Annotated in this window: 10 protein-coding genes; 2 read left to right on the top strand and 8 right to left on the bottom strand. The window is 65.6% G+C overall.

Features of this window, described 5'->3' with window-relative positions:
* The first annotated feature begins 9 nt into the window (after positions 1-9).
* Positions 10-213 carry a hypothetical protein gene (locus tag QCE73_RS22545; protein WP_035501235.1) on the top strand — a complete coding sequence of 68 codons (204 nt, stop codon included), beginning with the start codon at positions 10-12 and terminating at the stop codon, positions 211-213.
* 83 nt (positions 214-296) lie between these two features.
* Here QCE73_RS22545 and QCE73_RS22540 read toward each other — a convergent pair whose 3' ends face one another.
* The 4 genes from QCE73_RS22540 to QCE73_RS22525 all read right to left on the bottom strand — a co-directional run bounded on the left by QCE73_RS22540 (position 297) and on the right by QCE73_RS22525 (position 6,446).
* Positions 297-2,276, bottom strand: coding sequence for an alkaline phosphatase PhoX (locus QCE73_RS22540; RefSeq protein WP_309883649.1), 1,980 nt, complete (start codon positions 2,274-2,276; stop codon positions 297-299).
* Between the two features lie 233 nt (positions 2,277-2,509).
* Positions 2,510-3,538: an alpha/beta hydrolase gene (locus QCE73_RS22535; RefSeq protein WP_309883648.1), complete on the bottom strand. Its 1,029-nt coding sequence runs from the start codon at positions 3,536-3,538 to the stop codon at positions 2,510-2,512.
* A 54-nt stretch (positions 3,539-3,592) separates the two neighbouring features.
* A complete protein-coding gene (locus tag QCE73_RS22530; protein WP_309883647.1) occupies positions 3,593-5,101 on the bottom strand; it encodes a M81 family metallopeptidase in 1,509 nt (502 codons plus the stop codon).
* A gap of 31 nt (positions 5,102-5,132) precedes the next feature.
* Complete coding sequence (locus tag QCE73_RS22525) at positions 5,133-6,446, bottom strand: MFS transporter (RefSeq protein WP_309883646.1); 1,314 nt, start codon at positions 6,444-6,446, stop codon at positions 5,133-5,135.
* 120 nt (positions 6,447-6,566) lie between these two features.
* On the opposite strand from QCE73_RS22525, the gene QCE73_RS22520 reads away from it, so the two are divergent.
* A complete protein-coding gene (locus tag QCE73_RS22520; RefSeq protein WP_309883645.1) occupies positions 6,567-7,550 on the top strand; it encodes a LysR family transcriptional regulator in 984 nt (327 codons plus the stop codon).
* On the opposite strand, the gene QCE73_RS22515 is transcribed toward QCE73_RS22520, so the two are convergent.
* The 4 genes from QCE73_RS22515 to QCE73_RS22500 form a co-directional block, all read right to left on the bottom strand.
* Positions 7,492-8,709, bottom strand: coding sequence for an MFS transporter (locus QCE73_RS22515; protein ID WP_309883644.1), 1,218 nt, complete (start codon positions 8,707-8,709; stop codon positions 7,492-7,494). The genes QCE73_RS22520 and QCE73_RS22515 overlap by 59 nt on opposite strands.
* Positions 8,710-8,795: 86 nt before the next feature.
* Entirely contained in the window at positions 8,796-9,446 is a 651-nt protein-coding gene (locus QCE73_RS22510) for a hypothetical protein (protein ID WP_309883643.1), read from the bottom strand.
* Positions 9,447-9,495: 49 nt separating this feature from the next.
* Positions 9,496-11,775, bottom strand: a complete 2,280-nt coding sequence (locus QCE73_RS22505) for an EAL domain-containing protein (protein ID WP_309883642.1) — start codon at positions 11,773-11,775, stop codon at positions 9,496-9,498.
* Positions 11,776-11,899: 124 nt separating this feature from the next.
* Positions 11,900-12,538 (bottom strand): DUF5074 domain-containing protein, encoded by a 639-nt coding sequence (locus tag QCE73_RS22500; protein ID WP_309883641.1) that lies wholly within the window; start codon positions 12,536-12,538, stop codon positions 11,900-11,902.
* Positions 12,539-12,549 lie beyond the last annotated feature (11 nt).

Raw genomic sequence — 12,549 nt, 5'->3', positions numbered from 1 at the left:
GAGAGAGAAATGGTCTTCAGCTACAGGGACATGATGGTCACGCCGGCAGCGGTTCGGCAGGGCAATGTGTTTGCCGCGACGGCGCGTATCCAGGATTTGAACGGAATGGAGCGTTCCGTGCGCCTGCCGGGCGAGTTTCCCAACGTGGAAGAAGCGATCCGCTTCGCGATCGCGGCGGGCTTCGAATATATCGACTGCGATCAGCGCTGCTGATTTCACGCGAAGCGCGCGCCCGCGCGCTTTCGCTCGGCCAGAACGACAACGCCGCGACCACTGGTCGCGGCGTTTGCTTTTCATCAGCTCAGCTTGATCGACGCCGGATCGGCGGTCAGATACCCGACCGCCGCGCCGAAACGATCCTTGTAGTTCGCGCGGATGAGCGGATCGAGCGTTGCCTGCACCTTGCCGTGCAGCGCCGCTTCCCAGTCGCCCGCGTGCTGGAAGTTGCTCATGATGTAGGTCCAGCCGTTGATCTCGTCGACCGCGTGCAAGCCCGTCGATTCCGCTCCCGAAGGCGCGGACAGAATCCGCGACAGCGTTTTCGTATCGACGTTGTACGCCCACAGGAAATTGTTGACGTGCGCGCCGCTGTCCTCGCCGATGAATAGCGTGCGCAGCTTCTCCGAGAACTTGACGTTGTCCGGATTCGCGACGCGCTCCGGGTTCGCGAGATTGCCGAGCGCATCGGACGAAATATCCTCGCCGACGAGCGCAGCGGGCGCGGCCATATCGACCGGCACCCATTCGCTGTCGATGGCCGCGCCGCCGAGATCGCGCTGTCCGCCCTTCAGGTTGAACGCGTAGACGGCGCCGGCGGTGATGGCGCGATCGACGGCGATGTCCGTCGAATGCGCGTCGCCCTTCACCATCGACTTGACGATCTGCGACATCGCCGAATAGACGATCTTGTCCTTCGCGTTGACCGTCGTGCCTTCGAGCTTCGTGAAGCACATGCTCGCGCCGCGCAGCGCGGCGTAGCGGTGCGTTTCCAGAAACGCGGCCGCCTTTTCCATGCCGGGCTTGATGCGAATCCAGTTGAACTTGCCGCCGAAGTGGATGCGCGTGTAGCTCGCATCCAGCGTCGGGCCGACTTTTTCGTCGTTGACGACGTCCATGATGTCGGTGATGGTCAGCGTGTTGGCGAGGTTCTCGATTTCATCGCTGGTTGCGTGACCGAGGTTGAGCCACGTGAGCGTGGCCGAGCCCGCGCCCGCCGACGACGTCTGCGCGCACTTCGCGACGTACAGTGTGCCGGCGGAGAGATCGGCCTCCTTGTCGGCGACGAACATGAAGACGCCGCCGTTGGTGGCGTCGTCGCCCATCATCACGGTGCGCTTGTCCGGGAGCACCTGAATCAGCTCGTGCGAGATGCGGCCGAGGCAATAGTGCTTCTTGATCGTGCCGGTGCCGTCGGGATGCACGGTCACTTCCGGCACATGGCCGTAGTGGTACGGACGCGCCTTCGTTTCGTCGCCGTAGAGGTTCTTGCTGTAGGCCTTGAGCTGCGCGTCCTTCGATGCAATCGCCGCGTCCGGCTCGTACTCTTCGCTCGACAGATGCGTGTTCCACGGCGACAGGCTCGCGCCGCACGTGATCCACAGGCCGTTCGCCTTCGACGTATCGACGTTCGCGTAGCTCACGAGCGAGAGCTTGCCGGTTGCCGGGTCCTGATCGAGCGTGAGCACGGCGATCGGCGACGGCAGGCGGCCGTACATGCTGGCCGCGCTCTGATCGCGCGTCGTGTATTCGAACTGCACGACCGCGAACACGGCGTTGCCCTTCACGCCCTTCACCGTCGGATTGTCGATTTTGATGAGCGACGTGCCGTCCGGGCAATCCGAGAAGAACTGGCGTTCCTTGCCCGGCGTGGAGCGGTCGATGATCGGCTGATTCGCGATATCGAAGTAGCCGCCCGCGACGATGGTCCCGCCGGTCGTGTTCGGCACGACATCGCCCGTCATGAAGAACGGCTGATACGCGAGCTTGTAGGCGCGGTTGCTGCCGTCGCTGAAGTTCACGGTCATCGTCGAGGCGACCGTGGTCTTTGCCATCGCGTTCGGATCGGCGAGCGTCGGCGCGGCCATGCCGGTGAAGGTCGCCGTGGTGAAGGCGGCCGTCTGCACGGGTGCGGTCGCGGGCGCGGCTGCGTTGCTGTCGCTGCCGCCGCACGCGGTGGCGAGCAGCGAAGCGGTGGCCGCGCCGCCGAGCGGCAGCATCGGCGCGCCGGCGAGAATCTTGAGAGCTTTGCGGCGGGAAAGGTCGAGTCGCTGCGCCATGTGTGGTTTCAAGTCCTTGATTGTGGGTTGTGTACCGGCGATGAACGTCCCTGCTTCAGACCATTGCGGCCCGATGCGCCGGTTGACGCGCTACTTTAGGAAATGAATGTGAAATGCGTTTGACAGGCTGATGTAATTGTTTGGTTTATTGCCTGAAAGCGTGGGATGGCTCGATTCGAGGTCGCGGCGGGCGCGCCGCGCCCGCTCGCACAGTCACAAACGCGGCGCCGCGTTCACATCCGGTCGGCTTCGATCACCGCATCCGCGAAAGCCTTGGGCGCTTCCTGCGGCAGATTGTGGCCGATGCCGCCCGCGACATTCCGATGCTTGTACTTGCCTGTGAACTTCTTCGCATACGCCGACGGATCGGGATGCGGTGCGCCGTTGGCGTCGCCTTCCATCGTGATCGTCGGCACGCCGATGGTCGGCGCGGTCGCGAGACGTTGCTCCAGCGCGTCGTATTGCGCCTCGCCCTGCACGAGCCCGAGCCGCCAGCGATAGTTGTGAATCACCACCGCGACGTGATCCGGATTCTCGAACGACTGCGCCGAGCGGTCATACGTGGCGTCATCGAATTTCCATTTCGGCGATGCGAGTTGCCAGATGAGCTTGTTGAAATCGTGACGGTTCGCCTCGTAACCCGCCTGGCCGCGATCGGTGGCGAAGTAGAACTGATACCACCACGCGAACTCGGCCTTCGGCGGCAGCGGCGCGCGATTCGCCTGCTGGCTGCCGATCAGATAGCCGCTCACGGAGACCATCGCCTTGACGCGCTCGGGCCACAGCGCCGCGATGATATTCGCGGTGCGCGCGCCCCAGTCGAACGCGCCGAATGTCGCTTGCTGAATCTTGAGCGCGTCCATCAGCGCGATGATGTCCACCGCGATCACCGCTTGCTGGCCGTTGCGCGGTGTGTCGGCGGAGAGAAAGCGCGTCGATCCGTAGCCGCGCAGATACGGCACGATCACGCGATAACCCTGCGCGGCGAGCAACTGCGTGACGTCGGCGAAGCTGTAGATGTCGTACGGCCACCCGTGCACGAGGATCACCGCGGGACCGTTCGCCGGGCCCGCTTCCGCATAACCGACGTTGAGCGCGCCCGCATCGATCTGGCGTATCGGGGCGAAGCCGGCAGACGGCTTCGCGGGCGCGGCGCTCTGGGCCCGAACGAGGTCGCTCAGCCCGAGCTGCATGACGCCGACGCTCGCGATCGTCGTGCCGAGAAAACGGCGGCGCCATGTGTTGATCTGATCATCCGGCATAGTGGAATTCTCCTTTCTTCGACGTATTCAATGAGCGGAAATGAGCGCGATCGATCATGCGGCCGATGCGCGCAACGCGGCAAGCGTCGGTCCGAGCGGGCGCACGCGCATGCGCGCATCGAGATTGCGCCACGGCAGATCGGCGGGATCGGCGGCCATCGGACCGGGCGACTTCGCGACGAGTATGCGCGCCGCGATCGGTTCGAAATCGGCGCGGAAATGCACCGAGCTCTTGTTCACCAGAATCTTCATGCGTTCCGGTTCGATGCCCGCGACGCGAAAGAGATTGCGGTCGAACACCTGCATCTTGATGCTGCTCACCGCGATGCGCACGCCGCCGATGCGCAGGCACGCGGTCGGCCCGAGTTCGCCCGACATGCCGTTGAGCATCGGGCCATCGAAGCGAAAGCGCCCATCCGACAGATACTCGACTTCGAACTCGCCTTCAAGCGGCGCGTCGCCCGGCACGTTCGAGCCGCCGCCGAGCGCGAGCGCGATACGCGCGCCGACGCCCGCGCGATGCGCAGCCCGCGCCGCGTGCTCGTCCCAGATCACGCCCACGGCCGCGTCGCGGGCGTCGTTGCGCAACAGCGCGCGGACCATACCCATCGTGTTCGAGTCGCCGCCGACGCCGGGGTTGTCCTGCGTATCCGCGATGATCACGGGCTTCGTCGCGTCGCGGCTCGCATCGATCGCTTCGCGCGCGGCTTCGTCGGGCGAAAGAAACGGCACGTCCCAGCGCGCTTCGTCGTTCACGAGCGTCGTGTAGAGCGTATCGACGGCGGCGTCCGCGGCTTGCTGATCGAGCGCGTAGCCCCAGAACACCGGGCCGCATTCGTCGAAGTCCGACGCGGGGAAACCCGGCGCGAACGAGAGCGACACGACATCGTCCTTTTCGAGCGATTCGAGCGTGCCGTACATGCCGCGCGCCGGCTCGACGAGCGTGCACATGCCGTTCACCGGAATCAGGAACGGGACGCGGCGCATCGCGCGCCTGAACGGCCTCGCATGTTCGATTCGCTTTGCCAGAAGATGCGCCGCGCGCAGACCGGTTGCCGCCATATCGACGTGCGGATACGTGCGATACGCGACGAGCGCATCGGCGAGTTCGACCATGCGCGCGGTGACGTTCGCATGCAGATCGAGCGACACGACGAGCGGCATGTCATCGCCGACGATGCCGCGCACGCGCGCCAGCAACTCGCCTTCGCCGTCGTCGAGATGCTCGGTGACCATCGCGCCGTGCAGATCGAGATAGATCGCGTCGAAGCCGCCCGCCCGAATACGCTCGACGATCGCGCCCGCGATGCGCTCGTACGCGTCTTCCGTCACATGCGCCGATGCGCTCGCGCCCGCCCAGATCACCGGCATCAGTTCGTGCCCGTTCGCCTCGGCCCACTGAATGAAACCGCCGATCGGCACGTTCACGTCGCGCAGCTTCAATACATCGTCGCCGCGGGCCATCGGCGGAAATCCCTCGCCCTGGATGAAGCTCTGATAGCTCGCCTTCGTCGGCGCAAAGGTGTTCGTTTCGTGCTGGAATCCTGCGATCAAAATCTTCATGATCGTTGTCCTCGATAGTGTCGGTTGATGTTCAGGCAGTGCGCGCCTCGGCCGCCGCGACCGTGCGCCTGTTCGAAAGAATCAGCACGCATGAGAGCGCCGCCATGCACGCCATCACGACGAGGCCGCCGTTCGTGCTGCCGGTCGCGGACTTCACCCAGCCGATCACCGCCGGGCCCCAGAAGCCGCCCGACAGGCCGATCGTGTTGATGAGCGCGATGCCGCCCGCCGCGGCCGGGCCGGAAATCGTTTCGGACGGAATCGCCCAGAAGACCGTGTAGGCCATCCACATCGAGGCCGTGGCAAGCGTGAGCAGCGTGAGCGTGGCGACGAGATTGCCCGATGCATACGGCGTCATCACCAGCAGCGCGGCGGCGGCGAGCGCGGGCAGCGCGCTGTGATAGCGGCGCTCGCCGACCTTGTCGGAGCGTCGTGCGGCCGCGTACATCGCGATCGCGGCGGCGACATAGGGAATCGCGGCGTACCAGCCGAGATGCATCGTGTCGCTCACGCCTTGCTCCTTGATGAGCGTCGGCAGCCAGAAGCTGATCGCGTAGATCGGAAAGATGATGCAGAAGTACGCGATCGCCAGCAGATAGATGCGCGGATTCTTCGCGATTTCCCTGAACGAATCGATACGATGCGACGCGCCGCCATGACCGCCGACTTCCGCCTCGACGAGACGCCGCTCGTCTTGCGTGAGCCAGCGCGCATCGGCGGGACGATTGGCGAGCACGCGCCACACGAGCGCACCCAGCGCAATGCACGGCAGACCTTCGACGAGAAACATCCACTGCCAGCCGGCCAGTCCGCCGACGCCCGCCAGCGACGAGATCAGCCACGCCGAGAGCGGCCCGCCGACGAGCCCGCCAAGCGGCCCCGCGACGAACACGAGCGCGATCGCGCGCGCCATGCGCTTCGGCCCGTACCAGCACGAGAGGTAATAGATCATGCCCGGCGCGAAGCCCGCTTCGAAGACGCCGAGCAGGAAGCGCATCGCGTAAAACGCGGGCACGTTGCGCACGAAGAGCATGCACGCCGACGTGATGCCCCACAGCACGAGAATGCGGCTGAACGTGAGGCGCGCGCCGATCTTCGGCAGCATCAGGTTGCTCGGAATTTCGAACAGCACATAGCCGATGAAGAAGATCCCGGCGCCGACGCCATACGCTGCATCGGAGAAGCCGAGATCGCTTTGCATCTGAAGTTTCGCGAAGCCCACGTTCACGCGGTCCAGATACGCGAACATATAGCACGCGATGAGCAGCGGCAGGAGCCGCCAGTTGATTCTGCTGTAGAGCGCCGAAACGGCATCGCCGCCTCGCAGGGTCTGTATCGTCGACATCCGCGTCTCCTGGTTTGTCTCCCCCATCGGGTAAGGCGATGTTGAGCGCGTGCGACTGTGCTGGCAAGAGCAACTAAGTTCACGTATCGTTGCTCTGTGAGCAACACGGAGCCGATAACGATGCGCGAGATCAATCAGCAGCGCCTGCGTTACTTTCAAGAAGTGCTGTCGCACGGCACGATTCGCGGTGCGGCGGATCATCTGAATACGTCGCCGTCGGTGATCGCGCGGCAGATCAAATTGCTCGAAGACGAACTCGACACGAGGCTCTTCGAGCGCGAGCCGCGCGGCGTGCGGCCGACCGAGGCGGCGTTTCATCTGCTCGAATTCTGGCGCGGCTATCGTTCGCAGCAGGAGAAGCTCGAAGACCAGTTGCACGCGTTGAAGGGATTGCAGCAAGGCCAGATCCGGCTCGCGGTGAGCGAGGGCTATGTCGATACGCTCGTCGACGACGTGCTCGCGCCGTTCTGCGCGCGTTATCCGCGCCTCGAAATCGACATGCAGATGCTCGCCGTCGATGATCTGCTGGAGGAAGTCGCGCAAAGCCGCGCGCATATCGGCCTGGCGTACAATCCGCCGCCGCACGAGCGCATCGAGAGTCGCGCGAGCTCGCCGCAGCCGGTCGTGCTGCTCGCGCGGCGCGATCATCCGCTGGCGCTGCGCGGCGGCGTCGCGCGCATTCGCGATCTGCTCGACTATCCGCTCGCGCTGATGCCGCCCAGTTTCGGCATCGGCCATGTCGTGAAGATGCTGGAGACGACCGACAACCTCGCGATCCGCCCGACGCTCACGACGAACTCGCTCGGCGCGCTGAAGCGCTTCGTCGCCGCGGAGAATTTCATGACGCTGATTGGCGAGTTCGCCGCGTATCGGGAACTGGCGAGCGGCGAACTGACGACGATTCCGATCGCGCATCCGCTCTTCGAAAGCGCGCAGGCGAAGCTGCTCGTGAAGACCGGGCGTCCGCTCGCGGCGGGGCCGCAGGAATTGCTCGACTGGATTCTCAGGCGGATGCCGATGTTCGCTCATCCGCCCACGGCGAGCGTCAAACGAGCGCGCCCTCGGGCACGCCGGAAAGACGCGCCGCCGGAGAAACCGCGATGATCCACGCCTGCACGACGAAGCCCGCCGCCGCCGCGACGAGGCACGGCCCCATGCCGAAGCGCGCGCTGATCGCCGCGCCGAGCAGCGCGCCGAGCGGCCGCGCGCCGTAAGTCGCCGTGCTGTTGAGCGCCGAGACGCGGCCCATCATGTTCGCGGGCGTGATGGCCTGGCGCAGCGTCGTCGAGCCGACGGTCCATAAAATCGGCCCCGCGCCCAGCAGGAAGAAGCTCGACGCCGCGAGCCAGAACGAAGGCACGGCGAGCGTTCCGACCATCACGAGCGATGCGGCCAGCCCGCAAAACGGCCCGACGAGCAGCATGCGCCCGAACGCGATGCGCCGCGCCACGGCCGGCGCCGCGAGCGCGCCGCACACCATGCCGACGCCGTACGCGCCGAGCGTCACGCCGACCGCCGACGCGCTCAGGCCGAGCCGCTGCACCGCATACGGCACATAGACCGACTGCAAGATGAAGAAGCCGATGTTGAAGAACACGGCGGTGGCGAGCATCGGGCGCAGCAGCGCATCGTGGCCGACGAAACGCGCGCCCTCGCGCAATTCGATCAGGAAATGACGCGCGGCGGCGTTCTTGCGCGGCGGTTCGCGCAATCCCGCGAGCAGCATCGCCGCCGCCGCCGACAAGCCCGCCGCGCAGCCATAGGCCCAGCCCGCGCCGATCCATCCGACGATCAGCCCGCCCAGCGCCGGCCCCGCCGAATACGCGACGCTGCGCGCGAGCTCGATGCGCCCGTTCGCGGCGGGCAGCGCGGCGCGCTCGACCAGCGCCGGCACGAGCGCGGGCGCGGCGACGTTGTAGGCGACCGTGCCCGTCGCGCCGAGAAAGCCCAGCAGCGCAAGCAGCGGCAGCGTCAATGCGTGCGCGAACACGAGCAGCAGCACGCAGGCCATCGCGATTGCGCGGGCGCATTCGGCGGTGGCCATCAACGTGCGGCGCGAGCGGCGGTCCGCGATCACGCCGAGTGGAATGGAGAGAAGCAGGAACGGCAGCGTCTGCGCGCTCTGCAATAAGCCGATATCGACCGCCGACGCGCCGAGCGCGAACACGGCGGCGAGCGGCGCGGCGGCAAGGCCGATCTGCTCCGCCGATTGCGCGAGCAGGTTCGACCAGGCGAGGCGTTGGAAGGAAGCGGGGAAGCGCATCGACGTGGCTCCGTGACGGGATGAGATAGCTCATCGTCACGGATGCGGCGCGCGCCGGCACTCCAGTTCTTGCGCTGTGATTCGCGTTACTGCGGCGTGGCGTCGAGCTTCGCCTTCTCCGTCGCGATCTGATCCGCGATCTTTGCCGCGAGATCGTCGAGCGAGGAGATGGATTCGGCCGTGTTGATCACGAAGCGCGCCGCCGCGCCGTAGGGCTTGGGCGCCGCCGCCGATTTCTGCCCCTTCAGCTCGCTGCTCGTATCGATCTGCGTAAGCGGCGCGTCCGGGCTCGCGGCGAGATTGGCGAGCTGCACGGTGACGTGCGTGTTGGGTTTCTTGTCCGACGAACCCATCGACGGCAACGCGGAGCCGAATCCCGATGTCAGCGTCTCGTCGAATTCGCCGGTCACGAGCCAGCCCGAAGTCGGCGGCGGCGAATCCGCTGTCATATGACACGCGCCGATGCCCTTCGCGCCGAGCCTGCTGACGATGCCTTCGGCCAGCGCCGATGCGTTCTGATCCACCTTCATCGTGTTGCGCGCGGAACGCAGCCGCGAGCCGAGAAAACGCGACGAGCCGCCTTCCTTGCTGACCGGCGTGAAATCGCGAACCTGAACCAGCTTGCCTGCGTTCGCGTCGTTCGCGCCGGGACACGGCGGCGCGGCATCGGCGAGCGCGAGCGTGCTGATCGAAAAGCCGAGCACGGCCAGCGAAACGCGTAAGGATGAAGTGTTCATCGGTTGTCTCCGGCTCGCATGCGCGAGTGTCGCGATGATAACGCCGGTGTCAGCGCAGCGCCGCGGCTTCTTCCGCGCCTGCCTGCGCCATCAGGTTCGCGAGCGGCACGGGACGGCTGAGCAGGAAGCCCTGCACCTTGTCGCAGTTCATTTCGCGCAGCGTATCGAGTTGCTCCTGCGTCTCGACGCCTTCCGCGACCACCGTCACGCCGAGCTTGTGCGCGAGATCGATCACGCCTTCGACGACCGTGCGCACCATCGCGTCCGTCGCGATGTTATCGACGAAGGATTTGTCGAGCTTCAGCACGTCCGGCCGGAAGCGCGCGAAGTAGCTGAGGCTCGAATAGCCCGTGCCGAAATCGTCGATGGCGATGCGCACGCCCATCGCGCGCACGTTCGAGAGCACTTCCTGCGCGTCGTCCACGTTGTCGATCAGCGCGGATTCGGTGATCTCCAGCGTGATGCGGTTCGAATCGATGCAGCCGCGCCGGATCGCGTGCCTGAGCACGGACACGAGGCGCGGATCGCGGAACTGTTTCGGCGACACGTTGAGCGCCACCGAACACGCCTGCGGCAGCGCGAGCGCGAGTTGCGACGCGGCCTGCACGGCCTCGCGGATGACCCAGTGCCCGGCCTCGACGATGAGCGCGCTCTCTTCCAGCACCGGCACGAACGCGCCAGGCGCGAGCAGCCCGAGCTGCGGATGATCCCAGCGCAAGAGCGCCTCGACGCCGACGAGCTCGCCCGATTCCACGCGATATTGCGGCTGATAATGCAGCACGAACTGATTCTCGCGGATCGCGCCGTGCAGTTCGGCTTCGAGATGCGCGCGTGCGAGATCGTCCTTCTCGCGATCGCCGAACACGCGGAAGGTGTTGCGGCCTGCGCGCTTCGCGGCGTACATCGCCATGTCGGCGCTGATGAAGAGCGCTTCGGGTGTACGCCCGTGCTCCGGATAGAGCGCGACGCCGATCGAGCAGGTCATCGTCAGACTCTTGCATTCGATCTTGATCGGACGATGGCAGGCGAGCGAGAGCTTGCGGCACGCGCGCGCGATGCTTTCCTGTTCGAAGACGCCCGGCAGGATCACCGTGAACTCGTCGCCGCCCGGACGCGCGGCCACGGCGCCTTCGGGCAGCGTCTCCTGAATGCGTCGCGCGATCGTGCGCAACACGGCATCGCCGGCGATATGGCCCGCCGTGTCGTTGATGGACTTGAAGCGATCGATATCGATGAAGAGGTACGCGAACGCCGCGCCCGCTTCGCAGCGTTTCAGGAGCGCGTCCATCATCGCGTTGCGGTTGGCGAGGCCGGTGAGGCTGTCGGTGTTCGCGAGCCGATGCAGTTCCTGCAGACGCTGGCGCTCGTCGGTGGCATCGACGCACACGCTCACGACGCGCGACACCACGCCGTCCTCGGTCACCGGATAGATATCCGCGCGAACCCAGCGCGTGCGATCGTGCGGCAGACACAGACGGAAATAGCTCTGCGTCGCGGCGCCCGTGTTCAGCGCCGTGCGCATTTCCTCGCGCAGCGCGGGCAGATCGTCGGGATGCACGCGCTGCGACCAGGCGGTCTGATCGGCTTCGAGCGCGGACATCGGCATTTCCCACATGCGTTCGAACGCGGAACTCACGTGCAGCAGTTCGCGGAAATCGCGCGTCGCGGTCCAGAAGACGGCATCGACGTGATCTTCCATGTCCTTCTGCACGCGCGCGTTGCCGCGCAGTTCGTCGATAAGATCCACTTCCGCGGTGATGTCGCGCGATTTGCACAGCACGGCCGTGACCTTGCCATGCTCGCCGTAGACCGGCGCAAACGTCGATGTCCACCATTTCAGCTTGCCGGTCATCGTGCGGCAGGTGCCGGAAAACGACGTCGATTCACCCGCTTTCGCGCGCTCGAAGGCCTGCCGCGCATCGGGACCGTCCCAGAGCGCGAGCCAGTCGATGCCGACGAGATCTTCGGCGCAGTCCGCTTCGATGAGACGCCTGCCGACATCGGAAATGCACATGATGCGGCCTTCGAGCGAGAGCAGCTTGAGACAGTCCTCGGCGATGGAAAGCAGCCCATGCGCGACTTGCCGCGCGACGAAGATCTGACGATTCGTCACCTGCATCCGATGCACGACGATCGTCGCGCCGAAGACGAGCGCGGCGAGCAGCACGTTCCACGGCAGCGGCACGAAGAAGGTGCCGCATGCCGCGATGAGCACGCCGAGCGGAGCGAGACCGAGCCCATCGAAACGACGTGCATGTTCGATGTACGGCAGGTTCCTGGCGACGTTCTCGCCGATGGTCCCGAGGAAATCGTTGGCGCCTCTCTGCACCTTCTGGCCCTGTTCTGATGATGGCTTTGATCGGTGTTTATCGGCGTGAGGGAGGAAGTCTTTAGTAAGGAACGCGGCGGCGGAGATCGCCGCGCCGTGTCGCAACATCGGACGAAAGCGGGGCTCAGCCGCGCTTCGGTTTGCGCACGGCCCGCACCTTGCCGGTGCGCCCGCCGCCGCAGAAAAAGCGCTCATGTCCGTCCGATTCCAGCCCGGACACGCCCATTCCTTCGGGCATCTCCAGCCGCTCGATGACCTCGCCCGATTGCGGGTCGATATGGCGCAGCTCGCTCTCGTCGCCTTCCCAGGTGGCGTGCCAGAGTTCGCCGTCGATCCACGTGACGCCCGTGACGAAGCGATTCGACTCGATGGTGCGCAGGATCGCGCCGTTGTCCGGATCGATCTGATGGATCTTGCGTTCGTTGTATTGCCCGACCCAGAGCGTGCCCTCGGCCCACGCGAGGCCGGAGTCCGCGCCGCCGCCCGGAGCGGGAATCGTCGAGAGTACGCGCCCTGTCTTCGGATCGATCTTCTGGATGCGGTCCTCGGCGATCTGAAACAGATGCTCGCCATCGAAGGCCGTGCCCGCATGCGCCGCGATGTTCAGCGAGCGCTCTTTCTCGCCGCTGTCGGGATCGAACGCGTTGAGCGTGTCGCCCGCCGCGAACCACACACGCTCGCCGTCCCAGGTGACGCCGTGCACACCTTCGACATCCGGAAAAGGCCCGTATTCGCGGATGATTTCAGCCTTTGCGCGCTTCATTTCGACGTCCT

The organism is Caballeronia sp. LZ029, assembly GCF_031451275.1.
GTDB lineage: Bacteria > Pseudomonadota > Gammaproteobacteria > Burkholderiales > Burkholderiaceae > Caballeronia > Caballeronia jiangsuensis.
Note: the sequence above shows the minus strand (reverse complement) of the source record. Positions and strands in the feature narration are given on the sequence as shown.

What these genes read in the sequence shown, in the direction of transcription:
- QCE73_RS22545 (WP_035501235.1), top strand. Translation starts at nt 10, where the DNA reads ATGGTCTTCAGCTACAGGGACATGATGGTCACGCCGGCAGCGGTTCGG.
- QCE73_RS22540 (WP_309883649.1), bottom strand. Translation starts at nt 2,276, where the DNA reads ATGGCGCAGCGACTCGACCTTTCCCGCCGCAAAGCTCTCAAGATTCTC.
- QCE73_RS22535 (WP_309883648.1), bottom strand. Translation starts at nt 3,538, where the DNA reads ATGCCGGATGATCAGATCAACACATGGCGCCGCCGTTTTCTCGGCACG.
- QCE73_RS22530 (WP_309883647.1), bottom strand. Translation starts at nt 5,101, where the DNA reads ATGAAGATTTTGATCGCAGGATTCCAGCACGAAACGAACACCTTTGCG.
- QCE73_RS22525 (WP_309883646.1), bottom strand. Translation starts at nt 6,446, where the DNA reads ATGTCGACGATACAGACCCTGCGAGGCGGCGATGCCGTTTCGGCGCTC.
- QCE73_RS22520 (WP_309883645.1), top strand. Translation starts at nt 6,567, where the DNA reads ATGCGCGAGATCAATCAGCAGCGCCTGCGTTACTTTCAAGAAGTGCTG.
- QCE73_RS22515 (WP_309883644.1), bottom strand. Translation starts at nt 8,709, where the DNA reads ATGCGCTTCCCCGCTTCCTTCCAACGCCTCGCCTGGTCGAACCTGCTC.
- QCE73_RS22510 (WP_309883643.1), bottom strand. Translation starts at nt 9,446, where the DNA reads ATGAACACTTCATCCTTACGCGTTTCGCTGGCCGTGCTCGGCTTTTCG.
- QCE73_RS22500 (WP_309883641.1), bottom strand. Translation starts at nt 12,538, where the DNA reads ATGAAGCGCGCAAAGGCTGAAATCATCCGCGAATACGGGCCTTTTCCG.